Origin of the sequence: Streptomyces sp. NPDC091416, assembly GCF_044756845.1 — a bacterium.
Classification (GTDB): Bacteria; Actinomycetota; Actinomycetes; order Streptomycetales; family Streptomycetaceae; genus Streptomyces.
The window spans coordinates 24,579-41,050 of sequence record NZ_JBIVTU010000004.1; the positions used below are offsets into that span (position 1 = coordinate 24,579).

The 16,472-nt window shown below is 69.8% G+C and carries 16 protein-coding genes; all 16 read right to left on the reverse strand.

Annotated features, from left to right (window positions below; genetic code table 11):
• Positions 1-83 precede the first annotated feature (83 nt).
• Positions 84-2,024 (reverse strand): ATP-binding cassette domain-containing protein, encoded by a 1,941-nt coding sequence (locus ACIQMX_RS13755; protein ID WP_402477583.1) that lies wholly within the window; start codon positions 2,022-2,024, stop codon positions 84-86.
• A 231-nt stretch (positions 2,025-2,255) separates the two neighbouring features.
• Positions 2,256-3,368 (reverse strand): hypothetical protein, encoded by a 1,113-nt coding sequence (locus ACIQMX_RS13760; protein ID WP_402477586.1) that lies wholly within the window; start codon positions 3,366-3,368, stop codon positions 2,256-2,258.
• Between the two features lie 4 nt (positions 3,369-3,372).
• Positions 3,373-5,418, reverse strand: a complete 2,046-nt coding sequence (gene fxlM / locus ACIQMX_RS13765; protein ID WP_402477589.1) for a methyltransferase, FxLD system — start codon at positions 5,416-5,418, stop codon at positions 3,373-3,375.
• A 36-nt stretch (positions 5,419-5,454) separates the two neighbouring features.
• A complete protein-coding gene (locus ACIQMX_RS13770; protein ID WP_402477591.1) occupies positions 5,455-6,525 on the reverse strand; it encodes a lanthionine synthetase C family protein in 1,071 nt (356 codons plus the stop codon).
• A complete protein-coding gene (locus ACIQMX_RS13775; RefSeq protein ID WP_402477593.1) occupies positions 6,522-8,561 on the reverse strand; it encodes a lantibiotic dehydratase family protein in 2,040 nt (679 codons plus the stop codon). Before ACIQMX_RS13775 ends, ACIQMX_RS13770 begins: the two co-directional genes overlap by 4 nt.
• An 89-nt stretch (positions 8,562-8,650) precedes the next feature.
• On the reverse strand, positions 8,651-8,836 hold the full coding sequence (locus tag ACIQMX_RS13780; protein ID WP_402477596.1) for an FxLD family lanthipeptide: 186 nt from the start codon (positions 8,834-8,836) through the stop codon (positions 8,651-8,653).
• A gap of 114 nt (positions 8,837-8,950) precedes the next feature.
• A complete protein-coding gene (locus ACIQMX_RS13785) occupies positions 8,951-9,418 on the reverse strand; it encodes a DUF6082 family protein (RefSeq protein ID WP_402477598.1) in 468 nt (155 codons plus the stop codon).
• Complete coding sequence (locus ACIQMX_RS13790; protein ID WP_402477601.1) at positions 9,415-10,068, reverse strand: DUF6624 domain-containing protein; 654 nt, start codon at positions 10,066-10,068, stop codon at positions 9,415-9,417. The genes ACIQMX_RS13785 and ACIQMX_RS13790 overlap by 4 nt, the downstream gene beginning before the upstream one ends.
• A complete protein-coding gene (locus ACIQMX_RS13795) occupies positions 10,065-10,628 on the reverse strand; it encodes a hypothetical protein (RefSeq protein ID WP_402478458.1) in 564 nt (187 codons plus the stop codon). The genes ACIQMX_RS13790 and ACIQMX_RS13795 overlap by 4 nt, the downstream gene beginning before the upstream one ends.
• A 56-nt stretch (positions 10,629-10,684) precedes the next feature.
• Positions 10,685-11,176, reverse strand: coding sequence for a DNA-binding protein (locus ACIQMX_RS13800; RefSeq protein WP_402477604.1), 492 nt, complete (start codon positions 11,174-11,176; stop codon positions 10,685-10,687).
• A gap of 128 nt (positions 11,177-11,304) precedes the next feature.
• A complete protein-coding gene (locus ACIQMX_RS13805) occupies positions 11,305-12,549 on the reverse strand; it encodes an acyl-CoA dehydrogenase family protein (protein ID WP_402477607.1) in 1,245 nt (414 codons plus the stop codon).
• Positions 12,550-12,636: 87 nt separating this feature from the next.
• Complete coding sequence (locus tag ACIQMX_RS13810; RefSeq protein WP_402477610.1) at positions 12,637-13,281, reverse strand: GAF domain-containing protein; 645 nt, start codon at positions 13,279-13,281, stop codon at positions 12,637-12,639.
• Positions 13,281-13,913 carry a GTP-binding protein gene (locus ACIQMX_RS13815; protein ID WP_402477613.1) on the reverse strand — a complete coding sequence of 211 codons (633 nt, stop codon included), beginning with the start codon at positions 13,911-13,913 and terminating at the stop codon, positions 13,281-13,283. The genes ACIQMX_RS13810 and ACIQMX_RS13815 overlap by 1 nt, the downstream gene beginning before the upstream one ends.
• Positions 13,914-13,920: 7 nt before the next feature.
• Entirely contained in the window at positions 13,921-14,334 is a 414-nt protein-coding gene (locus tag ACIQMX_RS13820) for a DUF742 domain-containing protein (RefSeq protein ID WP_402477616.1), read from the reverse strand.
• Entirely contained in the window at positions 14,331-14,849 is a 519-nt protein-coding gene (locus ACIQMX_RS13825) for a roadblock/LC7 domain-containing protein (RefSeq protein ID WP_402477619.1), read from the reverse strand. Before ACIQMX_RS13825 ends, ACIQMX_RS13820 begins: the two co-directional genes overlap by 4 nt.
• Positions 14,850-14,926: 77 nt before the next feature.
• Positions 14,927-16,444: an ATP-binding protein gene (locus ACIQMX_RS13830; protein ID WP_402477622.1), complete on the reverse strand. Its 1,518-nt coding sequence runs from the start codon at positions 16,442-16,444 to the stop codon at positions 14,927-14,929.
• Positions 16,445-16,472: the final 28 nt, after the last annotated feature.

The window sequence follows — 16,472 nt, forward strand, 5'->3', positions numbered from 1 at the left end:
ATTCGAAGGGGGGACGGAAGAGGCCACGTGTCGCTGCCTTTCAGGATTGTGGGCGGAAGTGTGTCTGACGCGGGCCGGCGTGATCAGGCGGCGCCGCTGCTCATCTGGCGTTGCAGTTCCCACAAGGACTGGAACAGCCCCGGCTCCCGGGTGAGCTGGGCGTAAGTGCCCTCCTGCACGATCCGTCCCTCGTCCAGAACCACGATCCGGTCGGCGACAGCCACGTTGGTGAGCCGGTGTGTGATCAGCAAGACTGCGCGGTCCTTGGCCAGTTCGCGTAGGCCGGCGAAGATCCGGTGTTCAGCACGGGCGTCGAGGGCGGCCGTGGGTTCATCCATCACCAGCAGCGCTACCTGCCTGTGGAAAGCTCGGGTGAGGACGAGTCGCTGCCACTGCCCGCCGGAGAGCTGCTGGCCTCCGAACCATTCGCTGGTCAGGAGGGTGTTCAAGCCGGACCGCAAGTCCGACAGCATTTCCGCGGCACCGGACGCCTCACACGCGGCGAGCAGGGCTGCGTCGGTGGTGTCGCCCTGCCCGAACGTGATGTTGTCGCGCATCGTCAGCGGCAGAGTCGTGAACTTCTGCGGCACCAGCGCGACATGCTCCCATGACTCCCACGGGTCGAGGTCCGTCGTGGAGGCGTGGTCCCAGGCCACGTCGCCCTCTGTCGGGAGCAGCAGCCCGCACAACAGACGGGACAGGGTCGTCTTACCAGAGCCGTTCTCCCCGATCAGTGCCACGATCTCGCCGCGCTGCACGTGCAGAGAGACGTCGCTCAGGCTGTCCTTCGGGGCGCCGTCGTAGCGGTAGGTGACGTTTCGGACCTCGAAGCGCTGCGGGGCGGCGGCCAGCGAAGTGGTGCCACGGGAGTCGGCCATGGCCTGGCCGTGGGCGTTGTCGAGGAAGTTCTGCCAGTCCTGTACGTACCAGCCGGTGCGCACCAGCCGCGCTCCGCCGTTGATGATGCCGCGCACCGAGCCGGTGGCGGTCTGGAGGGCGAAGACGGCGCCGCCTCCGGCCGCCAGACTCATCCGTCCCGACGCCAGGAGCCACAGCAGCGCCGCCCACACGGCGATCGAGGCGACCCCGCCGGCCACGGCTCCGGCCAGTCCCATCCGGGCACCGGTGTTCGCAGCCGTGCGTTCGGCGGCGTTGACGGAAGCGGCCAGCCGCCGGTACCGGCCGATCAGGAACGGACCGGCCAGGCAGGCGCGCATCTCCTCACCGGACTCCTGATAAGCCATGTGCCAGCGCAGCTTGCCCAGCATCCGGCGCCGCCCGGAGGTCTCCAGACCGGCGAGATAGACCACCCGGGCAGAACGGACGTACGCGGCGGCCTGCGGCAGGCACGCGAGGAAGAGCAGTGGAAGGAGCAGCGGATGCAAGACGGTCAAGACAGTGGCGCCGGCCGCGAGCGTGGCGGTGGCCGCGAGGACGTCCTGCGCTTCCTCGACGAGGTCGGGGGTGACCTGGGCACCGCGGTCGGCGATGTCGTAGGCGTCGTTGTAGCCGGGCTTGTTGTTCGCGGCCAGCTCCGCGCCGAGCGCGGCCTCGACCATCGTCACCTCCGCGGCCCGGCCGAGTACCGGACGCAGCCTGCCGGTGAGCCAGACGACTACGATTCCCAGCACGGCGCGCAGACCGGTGGCAGCGGCGATCACGGCCAGCTGCGGGGCGGCGTCCCATAACCGCTCGGTGATGTTGCCCGAGGAGATCAGCGCGGTGATTGTGCCCGTGACGGCCAGAAGGCCCAGGGCCGCGAGAACGCCGGTCCCGATCTGGCACACCAGCAGTCCGATGGTCGCGCCGCGGTCCACGCGCCAGGCCATTTGAACGGAGCGCTGCACGAGCGAGGGCAGGCGCCGAGCCATGGTGCGGGAGGTCAGCTGGGAGCCGGCCTGGAGCCGAGACTCGTCGCGGTAGAGGTATTCCTCTTCTCGAACACTGGCTTCCTGCGGTTCTTCGTGCGGCGTGGTCCCTTTCGGTGGTTGCGGCGGCTGGTCCTGTGGAATGGCCGAGGTCATGGTTCCCCCTAGGACGGTCACTGCGGCAGAGTCGTGAGGTCTAACGACACGGCTGCGATATCGAACACACGTCATTCGGTCGTGCGGGGAAGCCCGCTAATTCCTGCGTGAGGAAGCTGGCGGGTGCGGGATCCCTGGTCGGGCTTGGAGCGGCTCCGGGCGGGAATTGGCCGAATCGCCGACACTGCCGCGCGGCGTGGACGATCCGGCGGTTTCTCCGGTCGTCCGCTCCTAATGGGGTTCGGGTTCGGTCTTCAGCAGCCTTTCCAGCTCTGCACAGGCGTGGGCGACCGCGCCCGCCAGTGCCTGGTGCTCGTGTGCGGGCAGGGCGCCGGATCCCAGTCCGGCTGCGGCGATCACCGCGTGGAGCGCGCGGGTCGAACCGGCGTCCAGGACGGACGCGGCGATGGGGTGGTGCAGGACGTCGCGGGCGGCATAGGCGTCGAGCCGGGCCACCTTGACGATGGATTTGGGCAGCGTGTCCGCGTACTGCCCGTCGGGGGCCAGTTCGAGGGCGGTCAGGCCCGACCGGGTCTGGAACACCGCGGTCGACGGATCGGGAGGGGCGAGGAGCGCGGTGGCTTCGTCCATGGTGTGTGTGAGGTCGGTCGGCGCAATCGGTACGCCGGCGGCACGGCAGTGAGTGCGCAGGAGCAGGCCGATGGCGGTTTCCCAGGGTTCCGTCGGCTGGGTGGTGTCGATCAGGTCGAGGGCCTGCTGGCTTCGTCCCTGCTCCATCAGGGCCATGACTTTGATCTGGCGGCCGTCGAGTAGCCGGTTGCCGATGCCGCGGTGTTGAGCCATGGCGTCGGCAGCCTCGGTCCACCGGCCGATGCGGGCGAGAGCGCGGGCGCCGTCGACGAGCAGAGTGACCCACAGCTCCTGGCACACCTGTCGGTGATCGGCCTCGGTGCTGGTCAGCGAGGACAAGTCGACGGTGCGCCCGTGTATCTCGGTCCTTCCTCGCTGACGGGCGGCGTGGTTGAGGCAGGTGAGGAGGTCATAGGCCGCCTCGCCCTGGCCGTCGCGTGTCAGCAGCCGGGAGAGGTTGACCAGCGACATCAGCGACATGACGGCGATCGGCCCGCTCTGCCGTCCGGCGCAGGCGAAAACTTGGTATTGGCTCCAGCACAGGTCGGTGGCCAGGTTGGGCAGGCCGACGTCGGAGGCGATAAGCGCGGCGTAGTTGAGGATGCTGCAGGTGCGGGCCACCAGGTCGTGGTGGCTCGCACCTGCGGGTGCGATGGTCAGCCCGGTGAGGTGGTTGATGCGCTCTTCCAAGGGGAGCGCGGGCGCCTTGGTACGGCGGACCAGGGGAATGCGGCTGGCTATCGCAGGGACCATCGGCTCAGCCCTTGCGCGCCCAGTCGACGGCGAGTCGGCTGTAGGGTTTGTCGACGACGAAGCGAGCTTCGTCAACCTGCAGCCGGTCACGGGAGCCGGCGACGGCCATCCGGAAGCCCGGCTCGGGGGCGTCATTGCCGCCGCTGGTGTCCCAGGCGCGGATCTCGGTCACGACGCGCTCGGCGAGGTCGCCGCTGCCCTTGCCGTGGCCGATCACGCCGACCTCCCAGTACCGGCCCTTCTCGTCTTCGCCCTCGCGGATGGTCAGGTAGGCCAGTGCCCCGCCGTCGAGGGCGGCCATGGAGCCCCACCCGAAGTGGGGAGTGAACCCGGGGCGCTGGCCCGGCAGGCGGGACAGACCGTTGGGCAGTGCGCAGGCCAGGTACAGGTACAGCCACTCCCACGCCGAACCCTGCCGGAACTTCACCCCGGTGTACTGCTTGGTCTGCTGCTCGTCGAGGACCGTGCGCAGCGCCTCGCGGTCGACGTCCTGCTCGCTGAACGTCTCCAGGCGGACGTTGCCCTCGCCGGACATGGGGACGAGGGTGTACACGTCGTCGCAGACGCCCTTGCGGAGCGGGACGAAGGTGGCCATCTCGCAGGAGACGGTCTTCCACGTGTCCCCGTCGCGTTCGAAGGCGAAGGACCGGGAGATGCTGCCACGGATGCGCATCGGCAGGACGAGGCGTCCGCCGAGCGCGAGCTGGTCGAGGATCTTGACCGGGACGTCTCCCGCGCCGACCGTGAACTGGATGCGGTCGTAGGGGGCATGTTCGGGCAGCCCGGCCGCCCCGTCGGCCATCACCGCGGTGGCGTTCTGCACGCCGGCTTCGGCAAGGTTCTTGTTCGCGCCGGCGATGAGGTCCTCGTCGACGTCGAGCGTCCACACCTGCCCGCCGGGCGAGACGATCTGGCCGAGGATGGCGGCGTTGTATCCGGTGGCGGCCCCGGCTTCCAGGACTTTGTGACCGGGCTGGGCGCTGAGCTGTTCGAGCTGGGTGGCGACGACGGACGGCGCGGAGATGCAGGAGATCATCTCCCCGTGCTCGTCGTGCTTGATCGGGACCGCGTCCTCTTTGTACGCGCGCTCCAGGTCGACGCCGGGCAGGAAGGCGTGCCGGTCGGTGGTGCGGAACGCTTCGATGGCCGCCTGGTTGCGCAGGTGGCCGCTGTCGACGAGTCGCTGGGCGAGGGCTTCGCGAAGCTGGTCGGGGTCGTTCGCAGGTGTCACGGTGGTCTCCATTCGAGGGAGGTTAGGGTCCGCCGGTGCGGACTTGCGGGTAGACACGTCTGCGCCTTCTCCGGTGGAGAAAGCGACGTGACGGCCGAGCCACGCGGTGGCGGCCTGCGCGTCAACGGGTATGCCCGCGCGGTTGAACGCGAAGATGGCGTGATGGGCGAGGACACCCCGGAGCCCGCGTATCAGTCGGCCGTCGGCGGCGAGCCGGCGCAGGCGGCGGCCGGCGTCCTCGAACGCGGCGACGCGCTCGCCCCAGCCCACTTCCGGCTGCGGCCGAAGGGCGGCGTCCGCGTTCATCAGCCGCCGCATCGCGGATACGGCCTTCTCCAGCGCGGGGCCCTGGGGCGGGTTGACGGGGTGCCGCAGGGCGGCCCACCGCGCGTACACGTCTCCGGCTTCGAACGGGTCCAGCCCTGTCGCGCGGATCATGGCGGCCAGCAGCATCACGCTGCGCTCGCGGGCGCCGGGGGTACCGGTCTCGGCGAGCGCGGCCGGGCTGTCGGCGCAGAACACGTCGTGCGCGACCGCCATGCCCTCGGGGCCGCCGAACGCATAGCTCTCCGGCTCGTAGATCCCGCCCGTCCAGCCGGTGATCACACCGTCGGAGACGAGCTGGTCCAGCAAAGCGGTGGCGGCCTGTTCGGTGCGCAGGCGCACGCCGGCGTCCTTGCGCAGGAAGTGGAACCGTCGTTCGGACAGCGCGGTCGCCAAGGCCCGGGCGGCGGCGTGGCGCGGTTCGGGGAAGGCCACGGAGGCGTGCCACCAGGAGGTGTCCGGTGGGATGGGCAGGTTCTCGTCGTCGAAGGGCATGGGCCGTGAACTCCTTGCGAGGCGGCAGGGTGGGGGTCAGGTGAGCAGGAGGGCGCGGGTCCAACTGGCGGTGCCGGTGTCGTGCAAGGCGAGTTGGGCTCCGGCGCGGCCTTCCAGGAAGCCAGGTTTGGGCAGGTGCTCCCAATCGGCGGCCAGCCGTCGGTGCAGGTCTTGGATGATCGGCGTGAAGCGGGCGGGCACGGGGCTGTCGGCGGCGACCGCGCGGGCGAGGGTCAACAGTCCGGCCCAGCCGTGACAGAGAGTCGAGTCGGTGATGCGGGCGAGCTGCTGTGGGTCGGTCAGGATGGTCTCGACGGAGTCCTCGGCCGCATGGCGCCGGGTGGGGTCGCCGAGGGCGAGCGCGGCGAGCTGTTGCGCGCGGGCGATGCCGGGCCGGCCATAGCACCAGGACTGGCGCGCCGGTTCCGCGACTGGCGGCTGGCCGACGTCCAGGTGGGCTGCGGTAGACCAGTAGTGGGTGCCGTGCCGGTCGAGCCAGATCGCGAACGTGCCGATGGCCTCTTCCTGGCCGGGGACGCTGACTCCCGCGCGCTGGGCGAGGGCGAGCACGGCCAGGGGCCCCGCGATCCCGTGGGCCATGCCGTTGTTGCCGTGCCCGCCGGCCATCTCCATCCCATCGGGTGCGACTGCCGACCACCACCCCGGCAGCATCCGGCCGTCACCGCGGGCGGGGCGGGCGAGCGAGACGAGACAGGCGAGCACGTCGGGCAGCCGGGGCGCGCCGGGGCGGGACAGCAGCAGGGCGGCGAGCCCAGTGAGGCCACGGATGAGGTCCCACTCGGCGAGGTGGGGCAGCGCGCCGCCGGCCTGACGGCGGTGGGCGGCGGCGAGCCGGGCGTCCACGACGCGGTCGACAGCCGCGCGGACGTCGTCGCCGGCCCCGTGGGCGCGGGACAGGACGAACTCCAGGGCGGGTGCGCCGTGGAAGAGACTGGCGTTGCTGCCGGTGCTCACGCCCCGGGCGGTGGCCTGGGAGAGGTGGCGGCGGGCCGTGGACAGGTCATGGCGCTCGATGTCGAGCAGGGCCATGCCCAGGGCACCCTCGGACAGGTCCTGCGTAAGGGGCACGGTCATCGTGGTGGTCATGAGCGCCTGGCCAGGGGGACGACGATGCTGTGGGCCCGGCCGCCGATCCAACCATCGGCGTCCTGCGGGGGAGCGTCGTGCAGGGTGGCGACACCGACGGGGGCGGAATCCAGGTGCGCGCGCAGCAGGTCCAGGTCGACGTTTCGGGTGAGGTTAAGAGCGAGGTGCTGGTCGTCCTCCGCCAGGAGCACATGTTCCGGCACTCGGAACCGGGTTCGCCAGGCATGGAGTTGGTCCGTCCACTGCTGCTGTGGCGCGGTGCGTGCAGGAAGGATGCGGCTGTCTATCTTCCACCGGGCAGTGGCGAGGATGGTGCGCCGGTAGGTGAGGGCCGGGGTGAAGGGCAGAGCCCAGGCGGCGCCCCAGTCGAACCAAGTGACCTGCGGGGACGCGGCCCGGCTGATCTCGCCGAGGAAGCGGGCCATCGGCGGGGTGTAGTTGTTCCACAGGAAGTTGAGCGCGGTGGGGGCCAGCAGTTCCAGCGGCTTGCCCGTCTCAGTCTCCACCAGCTGGGGGCGGCCGTCGGCGACGGTGACCGACAGGTCGCGGGGGAAGAGGACGTTCGGGTCGGGGCGCCGGAATTCGCCGACGCTGACGACGCGGGGCAGGGCCTGTGGCGCGCGGGTGAGCAGGTCGGCCGATACCCGTCCGGCGTGGAAGGAGAGCTGTGCGAGTTCCGCCTCCGGATCGACGGTGGGCAGGTTCGCGTACGCCGCCTCAGTGCCCGGCAGCAGGTGCCAGAACCGGCCGGTCATCGATCCGGCCGAGCGGGAGACAGTCAGCACGCGCAGCCGAAAGTCCCCACGGTTCAGAGCCGGGATGGACGAGGCGTGGACCTGTGCAGCAAGTTCGAGGTGGGGTGCTGGTTCGTGGGACTTGTCGCCGGCCGCGGCTTCGAGTTCCTCGATCATCGCCCCGGTGAGTGCGACGGTGCGGCTGCCTTCGGTGGCGGCGGTGCCAGCCAGCTCCAGCAGCAGCCGGTCGCGCCGGGACATCGGCCGGGGTGGTTCGCTCGCCGTGAGAAACCCGGCCGGGAAGCCCACGCCCCGGTCAGGATCCGTGGCCACGTCCACCGGCACCATGGTGTTCTCGTCGTAGCGCTCGATGAATCGCTCGGTCCACCGCTGCCATGTCGGCGTTCCGGCCGGGTGGGTGACCAGGCGGGCCAGGATGGTCGCCGCGGTTTCTACTTCGGTCAGCACCTGTTCGGGCAGCCGCACGTCGGCGTCCAGCCGCAGGTCGCACGCGGTCCGCAGGCCAGCTGCCTGAGTGCGCGCCGCGGGCGGCAGGACCTCGGTGGGGTCGGCGATGGTGGCGGGCGCGCGCAGCGACGAGCGCAGCAACCGGACCCGCAGCAATTCACCGAGCAGCCGGTTGCGCGCGGCGCCATTTACGGAGGGGAACTCCGCGGCCAGCTTGTCGGATAACTGGCCGTACCCGATCGGTGATCGGGCCAGACCGAGAACGAGACGCAATGCGGGGTTCAGCGCGAGGCGGAATTCGGCGTCGCCCTCGGAAGGCACGTGGATGTACTGGTCGCGCTGCTGGATCAGGGTGTTGACACAGACCTCCGCATCGGCCATGCGCGCGGAGTCGCTCTCCCAGTTGCTGAGCAGTTCATCGAGTCCGGTCGGTTCGGGGCGGGCCACGGCCTGGTGCTCGTCGCCGATGCGGACGGACGTGGTCTGGGAGAAGCCGAGCGGAGCGACGCCAGCGAACAGGCCAAAGGGGGTAGAGCGACGTGCATAGCGGATCGCATAGCGGGCGGTGGACAGCGCTGCCCGGCGTATCCGGCGTGCCTTCGGTGTGCGGCCGTCGATGATGGCCTGTACCTGGTCCGTCAGATGGGGGCTCGCCTGCGACACGGTATGGCGGAAGTCAGCGTCGGACCACACCGTGCTCAGCCACGTGCGCCACGCTTCCACGGGTGCCGTGCGCGCGGGCCAGGGCGGCATAGCGGGTTCGGTCGTGTGGACCGCAGCGCGCAGCATGGCCTGCCCCGCGGCCTCGTACAGGCTTAGCCGTTGCCGTGTCATCAGCGCTTTCCTCATCCTTCTGGGCGTGACGGGCGGAGCGAGCCGGACGGGGGAGTCCCGTCCGGCCCACGAAACCGGTGTGACCCGGCTTACGAGGTGGTGCAGGCGCTGGGGCAGGAACTGCCGCAGTTGTCACCGGTGCCGCACATCAGGACCGTCTCGGTCGCCGGCGTTCCCTCGATGAAGGTGATGTCGAGCCCGAACGGGTCTTCGTCGGTTTTCACGAGGTCGGCCTGCGAGGGAGCGGTCGGCCTTTCGGCCTGGGTGGCGGTCATGTTTGCCTCCTGTAAGGGGTGGATGGTGCGCTACCGGGATCCCGTCGGGCCCCGGGGTCTGATGCCAGACGAGCAGGCCGACGAAGTCGATTGGCCCATAGCGTCTGCGGGCTGTCAGAGTGCAGCGGGCGGCGTGAGCGGGGTGTTCTCGGCAGCGTGGCTCAGTACCCGGGTGAAGTGCTCGGCCCGCTCGTCGCCCTCGGCCTCCTGGGCGCGGAGGTCACCGAAGTGCTTCCAGTACCGGCGGCCGACGTCGCTTTTCATGATCCACGCGGCGTGGAAGGGCAGGTGCCCCTTCGGGACGAAGCCGAGGCGGTCGCGCAGGCTGAGCATGCAGAGGAGCCGGTTGGCCGACATGAGCCGCATGTACTCCTCGGTCTCCACGTCCTCGGGCTTCCAGATCTCAGCGAGGTCAGGATGGGTGGACACCTGCGCCAGCCACGCGAGCTGGTTGCCCGCGAGGAGCGCCTCGTTCCGTTCGGTCTGATGCCGCGCGTCCTGCCGGAACCGGGCGGCTCCGACCCCGAGGGTCGCGAGGGAGACTGCGGTGCCAGCAGCGAGTACGGCGGTGGTGAGCTTCATGCAGCAACGGTCCTTTTCGCATGAGGGGAATGGGTGGGTGCAGTGGGTCGGTGGAGTGGACGGGGCTCGCTGGGCCCTGCGACCGCCGCGAGTACGACGGTCGAGGAGTCCTCGGCCTGGTGATCCTGGGCGCACCGGCGACGCACCGTCTCCAAGGCCGTGGCGATCGGTGACAGTCCGACGGTGGCCCTTCGCTGGTCCAAGAAGTCGGGCGTGCGCACCTGGCACAGCTCAACCCCTACTGCGGTGAACCTCAGTTGAGTCCCGAACTCCTGGGGGCGACCGCTGTTGACCAGGGTGCGGTCGTAGAGGTGGGCCCAGTGCTGGATGGGCGCGTCGCCGTCGTGGACTGCGCGCTCCAGCAGGGTGGTGGCCGCCCGTTGGAAGTCGGCGTCGTCGTCGGCGTGAAGAGCCAGGCTCCAGGCGGCACGTGCCGCGTCGGGACCGACGAGGCGGTGGCCGGGCCAGTCGTGTTCGGCTAGGAGACGGCGCAGAATCTTGGTGTCGGCGTGGTCGGCGTGACGGTCTTGGCCGAGATGGACGGCGTCGAGCTCGTTGCGCAGGCGCTTGGCTCTTCGCGCTGCCGCCTTCATAGCTCGGTCGATGAGTTCGCGTGCGAGGTCCGGTCGCAGCTGTTCGGCGGCCGTCACGCGATGCTCCGGCTGCCTGTGGCGGACTGCGGTTCGTGGACCCGGCAGGCGATGAGTGCGCTCAGTCCAGAACGTTGTTCGGCGATGAGTTCGAGGCGAGCGACCCGCTCCTCGTGCTGGCCGGTCCCCGATCCTCGGACGTCCCAGCCCATGTCGGTGAGCCGTCTGAGGAAGGGGGCGATCGGATCATCGTCGAAGGGCTGGCGGGCTAGGGCTTCGGCGCGCACGACGGGCAGTTCGCATCGTGCGGCGAAGTCGGAGGCCCACAGGGTGATCAGCTGGATGATGTCGTCGGAGCGGTCGGGCAGGGTGTGGATGCAGCTCAGGAAGAGGCACGATCCTTGGCCCCATCCGAGGTCGGGCGCGTGCTGCGGGATCATGCAAGCCAGCAGCAGCCCGTCCTCGAAGAGTCCGGCCAGCTTCGCGTGCGGGTTGCGGACGAGGGCGGGGACATCGGCTCGGGCGGTTACCGGTAGGCCGCGCATGGTGAGCCAGCGCTGACGGTCCTGGACGAGCGCGGCGGCCTCGTCCCGCTCGGCATCCGTGCACAGAGTCCGCATTTCGTACACGGCTGGCAACTTTGGCGCACTCTGCTGCATCTGCGCGGGAGATGTGTTCACTGGTTCGCTCCGCTCTGCGCCGTGCTGGTCGACCTGGTACCCAGCAGGTGCCACGCGTGAGACAGGACGACGAGGTGGAGAGCGTCGGCGGCGCCAGCCTCGTCGAGCAGTTCGTCGAGAGCGGAGCGGAGATCGGCGGGGGCGATCCTGGCAGCTAGGGCAATGTCGCCGGGGGTGCTGTACTCGGCCACCGCCCTCAGCAGCTGCAGCTGCTCCGCTTTGAGCTCGGGCGCCGGCCGCTCCGGGATGGGCGGCGCGACCTGTTCTGCTTCCAGCAGGAGATGCGCGAGCACCTGCGGCTTGCCGTGAGGCGGACAGTGGACGCTCAACCGGATGTCGCGGACGTACTGACGGACCGTGTTGGGCGTCAGCCCGGTCCTTGTGGCGATGTCGTGGTTGTTGTGACCGTCCACAAGGTGCTGGGCGACGCGTTGGTGAGTCGGATTCAGCGGTGTGATCGGTGCGCTCTTCGTCATGGATGAGGTCACTGGTGTCTCTTTCTCGGCTGTGCGGACGGTCACCGGAAGGGGTGCCGCCGGCCCCCGCGGGGGACGGGAGCCGACGACACGGGCCCGTGCGTGACGATTGGGAGTTACGGGGTGCCGCGCACGGGGGTTCATGCGGCGGTTGGGTCGGGTTGCGTCCAGGCGGTCTTGGCGGCGAGGCGCTCGGACCACTGGATGTCGTCCTCCTGGAAGGCGGCGTCGGCCAGCCGTATTCGCTGGATTTCACCCGTTCCGGCGGGCGGGTAGGTGTGCTGGATGTCGCGCCACATGCGCTGGAGGACGTACTCGCCGTCGAGGGCGTGGGCGCCGTGCAGTTCCATGGCGTCCTGGGCGGACGTCATGGCCCACTGGTGGCCCAGGTACTTCGCGTTGATCAGTTCCGCGTCGCAGGACAGGCCCTGGTCGAGGAGGTGTACGGACTGGTAGGCCAGGATGCGTGCGGCGCGCAGGCGGGCTTCCATGCCACCGATGCGGTCCCGCAGGACCGGTAGATCGGACAGGGCGTGCCGGTAGCGGGGTCGGGCCTTGAGGTAGGAGGTCGTGGTGGCTGCGACCGCCTCGTGGATGCCAAGGCTGACGGCGGCCAGGTTGGGGCGGCCGTACAGGATGCTGCTGCTCTGGGCCACGCTCAGCCCTTCACCGATCTCGCCGACCACGTTGTCGGCTGGGACGGGCACGTGGTCGAGGTCGAGGCGGCCGGCGGAGAAGCCGTGGAGACCGAGGCCAGGACGATGCTTGGCGACGGAGAGCCCGGGGCGGTCGGATTCGACCATGAACGCGGTCAGCGCCTGCGAGGTGCGCACGCCCGCCTCGGCGGTCCGGGCGAGCACGAGGTGGGCTCCCGCCAGATGGCTGTTGCCGATGTGGGCCTTGCTGCCGGTGATCACCCAGTGGTTGCCGGCACGCTTGGCGGTGGTCTCGATGCCACCGATGTGCCCGCCGGCGTCCGGTTCGGTCACCGCGATGGACAAGAGCAGCGAACCGTCTGCCACCCCCGGCAGCCAGCGGGTCATCTGCTCATGCGTGGCGAAGTGCAGCAGGGCGCCGACGGGGATCAGGGTGGCCTGCAGGATGGCCGCGGCAGCGCCCGACACGCGGGCGATGCGGTGGATCAGGACGGTCTTGGCCACGTGTCCGGCGCCCAGACCGCCGAAGGCGGCCGGGACGGTGACGGCGAACCAGCCCCGTCCGGCCATCAGATCGGCGACCTTGCGCTCTACCCTGCCCGGAGCGGCTCCCATCCGTACGGCGCGCGGCGCGACGTGCTCGGCCGCGAAAGCGTCCGCCTCGTTCCACAGCAGTTCGTGGCGGGCGGTGAGATAGGGGCGCAGCGCCGGAGGCGGTGTGGCGGGCATGGTCGTTTCCCTCTCCCTGGGTGAAGTGCGCGCGGTGGAGCGGCCGGGGATCGCAAGCGGCTCCCGGGTGGGGGCGGTGAAACGGGCCTAGCGGCGGACGGGCGCGGGGGCGATGCGGTCCAACACCTGTGCGCCGCCGTTGATGGTGATGTCTCTGATCCGTCGGGCGTCGCTCAAAGGCCGCTTCTCGGGGTCGATGACGCAGACCGTGCCCAGCACAGTGCCGCTCTCGTGGATGAGCGGTGCGCCGAAGTAGGACTGGATTCCGACCGCGTCGACCACGTGGTTGCCGCTGAAGCGGGGGCTGGCGTGCACGTCATGCAGCGGGAGGGCCTTCTTGCGGGCCACGACCTCCGGGCACCAGCCGTGGTCGCGGCTCATGGTGCGGGTGACGATGATGTATCCGCTGTTCGCCGACGGCTGGTGCAGTCCGACGAAGGTCTGCTCCTCCAGGAACAGATTGACGAACCCGTACAGGAACCCGGCCTTCTCGGCCATGTCGCGGGCCAGTTCATCGAAGTCCTGACTGGATGCGGCGGACACGCCCAGCCGCTCCAGCAGCGCGTACCGCTGGGCCAGTTCGCTCGCCTGCTGAGGCTGGGCGCCGGTGACGGTGGTGCCGGATGAGATGGAAAGCCCTTGGGAGCTGTTGAGTAAGCCGCGTTGTGGCAAGGGCAGTACGGATGGGGCGGGCCGCGGTACGAGGTGAGGGGCGTTGGTCTGATATGACATCAGGCGTCCTGGAGGGTGGTTGCGGATGTGGGGTGAGCGGGTCCTGCCAGTGCCTTCTTCATGGCGTGGCCGACGAGGGTCAGCAGGACGCCGACAACATGGCTCGGGTTCCGGGCGTCGCAGGAGACCACCGGTACGGAGGAGTGCAGTCCGAGGGCGGTGCGGACTTGTTCGGGGTGGTAGCGGTGGGCTCCGTCGAAGTGATTTACGGCGACGACGAAGGGCAGCCCGATGTCTTCGAAGAAGCTGACGGGGGTGAAGCTGCCTTCCAGACGGCGGGTGTCGATCAGGACGACCGCGCCGACGGCCCCGCGGGAGAGGTCGTACCAGAGGTCGACGAACCGGTCCTGGCCGGGCGTGCCGAACAGGAACAGCTCCAGAGGCTCAGGCGCGTCGGGCAGGCTGAGGCGGCCGAAGTCGAAGGCGACCGTCGTCATCTGCTTGGCTTCCACGCCCTCCAGGCTGTCCACGTCCGCACCGGCCTCGGTCAGGTACTCCTCCGTGCTCAGCGGCGTGATCTCGCTGACCGCGCCCACGGCGGTGGTCTTGCCCGCGCCGAAACCACCGGCGATCACGACTTTCAGCACAGTCGGCGCAGCGGACTGCGGGTGCGAAGGGCTCCGCTGAGCCATGTCCGGGTTATCTGGCCTGGGGGTAGTTGGTGGCATTGGGCCACTTCCTCTTCAGGCCCGCCGAGAGGGCCGCCAATAGGTGGATGGTGGGACGTTCGTCCGGTTCGGTGCCGCAGGAGTCATAGGCATCGGTGAAGGAGACGACCAGAGCGTGGGCGTCCAGGAGGTCCGAGACGAGGATCTTGACGGCGGTGACGGGGCGGCTGAGCCGTCCGGCCAGCTCGGTCACCGAGCGCCGGTGCTCCCGGCACAGGGCGAGGATCTCTTCGCATTCCGCGGCCTGGCCCGGGCCGGGCCGTCCAGGGCCGGTGTCCAGCACGGTGTCCAGGGCCATGAGGTGGCGCGGTCTGGTGCGTCCGCGAGTCAGCGCGTAGGTCCGGACGAACATCGAGTCCTCGGCCGCGTCGCCGTGGGCGCTCACCGGACTTCTTCACCTGTGCCGACTCGGACGGGGATCTGCATGTACGGGGCGAACTTCTGTACCAAGCGCCCTGTTTCGTACCCGACGTTGCCGGCGTCGGCGTCCGTGGCGGCGACGACGGCGAGGATCGTTTCCACGACGCCGCGGCTGCCGGGGTGGTTGTCGAAGGCGGTGCTGTGGCCGGCGCTCTGGACGAAGAACAGGCAGTCGTCTCGTTCGATGATGACCTGCCGGGACGGCCGCTTCTGGTGGCTGGGGCCGGTGATGTTTGACGCGAGGGAGGCCACTCCGCTCAGTGCCGCCGACAGTTCGTCCGCCCAGTCCTTGTCGACTTCGCTGTCCAACAGCCGCAGCCCGTCCCGCGACAGCAGGACAGCGTGCGTGACGCCCGGAACCTCGTCGGCGAAGTGCCGTAGCAGCCAGAGCATGTCGCCCCGCTTTCCGCTCGGCGTCACCTCGGTCTCCGGTTCGGACGCGCCACCGGTCACGTTGGTCATCTCAGGGTGGGTATTCATGGGAATCGCTCCAGACGGGGGATGGGATGACGGATGCGCTAGGAGCACCACTGGGATCGCAGAGGGAGAGATGGGCGTCAGTGCTGGGGCTGCCTGGCCGGATCGGGGGGCGAGCTGGCGTTTTCGCCGGCTTGGATGCCCTTGCGGAAGGCGCCTGCGAGTCCGGGGCTTGCCGCAGTTGCGGGGGCTTGCTCCCGCTCTTTCGGCGGACGGAATGAGCCGGCCTGGCGCATGCGCCTGGGGAGGTCGGGGGCGAGAGCAGGATGCACAGCCTCTCCGGTTGACGGCCCCTCTGCACCTATCGGACGTCTGACCTGGCCAGCCAAGGGCTCGGCCGGCGCGGCGGGCTGCCGAGGCGGTGGCACGGAGGGGTGACTTTCCCGCCTTCGGGCGTCCGCGTCACCGACGGGGGTAATCGCTACGAGGAGCCGTGTCGGGATGACCACCAGGGCGGTGGTGCCTCCTGTCACGTTCTCCTGCAGGAGAACGGACAACCCATGCGATTGGGCGATCTTCGCGGCGACCAGCAGGCCGAGTTGCCCGGCTCGCACCTGCCCGCTGACGTCGACGTCGTGGGGCGCCTTGAGTAGACGGTTCATCTGTGCGCGCGTCTGCGGATGCATGTGGATGGCCCGGTCTTCGACCTCGATCGCCAGCCCGTTCGGCACCCGCTGCGCCCGCACGGTCACCTTCGTCGCGGGATCGGAGCACTCGCAGGCGTTCTCGATCAACTCGGCAAGCAGATGCGTAAGGTCCGGACCTACATGCCCCGGAAGTCCCAACTCAGCGCCCACCGAACCAGCGGCGACCACGACGCGCGGGTACTGCACCACTTCGGAGATCGCACCGCGCAGCGTGGTCGTGACGGAAGCCGGCCGGCGCACGCTGCGCAGGGACTGCCCGCCCAGCACCGCCGTGCTCTCCACCTGACGGCGCACCCGTGTCACGAGGTGATCGATCTCAAAGATCTTCGCGAGCAGCTCCGGGTCGTCGGTCAGCCTCTCCAGCTGGGTCAGTGCTTCCAGAGCCTTTCCGACCAGGGAGTGTTCCCGCATGGCCAGGCGGCGCAGCACTTCCAGGAGGACGGCGGACTGAGACTCGTCGTGCACGCGTATCAGCGCGGCGACGGCCTGCACCTGGAGTGCACTCAACGCCTTGTCGATCTCCGAGGTCGCACGGGCCGACTTCGGCGCGTGCATGTCCGGCAGCGGAGGGCGAGCCCCCCGGCACAGCTCGTCCGCCGACCACTGCACCGACTTCTCGACGGCCGCGGCAACCCCCGCGACTGCGGTCAGCTCCGCTGCCCGCCGCTCCTCTGCGGCCGTCTGCAGGGCAACAGCTGCGGTGCGCGCTCCACGGGCCGACAGCATCGCGATGGCCGTCAGCCCGCAGGCGAGACCGGCCAGGAGCCAGCCGAGCGCCACGGCGGATGCCGACCAGAGGGCGAAGGCGGCGCCCAGCAGTCCCGAAAGAAGCAGCAGGGGCAGCAGCACGGCATGGCGCACGCAGCGCAGGGTGAAGACGTCGATCGGTGGGGGCCGCCGTCGGCGGTGGCCGGTCGCGGCCGGCCGTGTCGAATAGGTGCTGTCGGACATGGCAATCCTCGTTGGTGGGGAGGGCAGG

What these genes read in the sequence shown, in the direction of transcription:
- ACIQMX_RS13755 (WP_402477583.1), bottom strand. Translation starts at nt 2,024, where the DNA reads ATGACCTCGGCCATTCCACAGGACCAGCCGCCGCAACCACCGAAAGGG.
- ACIQMX_RS13760 (WP_402477586.1), bottom strand. Translation starts at nt 3,368, where the DNA reads ATGGTCCCTGCGATAGCCAGCCGCATTCCCCTGGTCCGCCGTACCAAG.
- fxlM (WP_402477589.1), bottom strand. Translation starts at nt 5,418, where the DNA reads ATGCCCTTCGACGACGAGAACCTGCCCATCCCACCGGACACCTCCTGG.
- ACIQMX_RS13770 (WP_402477591.1), bottom strand. Translation starts at nt 6,525, where the DNA reads ATGACCACCACGATGACCGTGCCCCTTACGCAGGACCTGTCCGAGGGT.
- ACIQMX_RS13775 (WP_402477593.1), bottom strand. Translation starts at nt 8,561, where the DNA reads ATGACACGGCAACGGCTAAGCCTGTACGAGGCCGCGGGGCAGGCCATG.
- ACIQMX_RS13780 (WP_402477596.1), bottom strand. Translation starts at nt 8,836, where the DNA reads ATGACCGCCACCCAGGCCGAAAGGCCGACCGCTCCCTCGCAGGCCGAC.
- ACIQMX_RS13785 (WP_402477598.1), bottom strand. Translation starts at nt 9,418, where the DNA reads ATGAAGCTCACCACCGCCGTACTCGCTGCTGGCACCGCAGTCTCCCTC.
- ACIQMX_RS13795 (WP_402478458.1), bottom strand. Translation starts at nt 10,628, where the DNA reads ATGCGGACTCTGTGCACGGATGCCGAGCGGGACGAGGCCGCCGCGCTC.
- ACIQMX_RS13805 (WP_402477607.1), bottom strand. Translation starts at nt 12,549, where the DNA reads ATGCCCGCCACACCGCCTCCGGCGCTGCGCCCCTATCTCACCGCCCGC.
- ACIQMX_RS13810 (WP_402477610.1), bottom strand. Translation starts at nt 13,281, where the DNA reads ATGTCATATCAGACCAACGCCCCTCACCTCGTACCGCGGCCCGCCCCA.
- ACIQMX_RS13815 (WP_402477613.1), bottom strand. Translation starts at nt 13,913, where the DNA reads ATGGCTCAGCGGAGCCCTTCGCACCCGCAGTCCGCTGCGCCGACTGTG.
- ACIQMX_RS13825 (WP_402477619.1), bottom strand. Translation starts at nt 14,849, where the DNA reads ATGAATACCCACCCTGAGATGACCAACGTGACCGGTGGCGCGTCCGAA.
- ACIQMX_RS13830 (WP_402477622.1), bottom strand. Translation starts at nt 16,444, where the DNA reads ATGTCCGACAGCACCTATTCGACACGGCCGGCCGCGACCGGCCACCGC.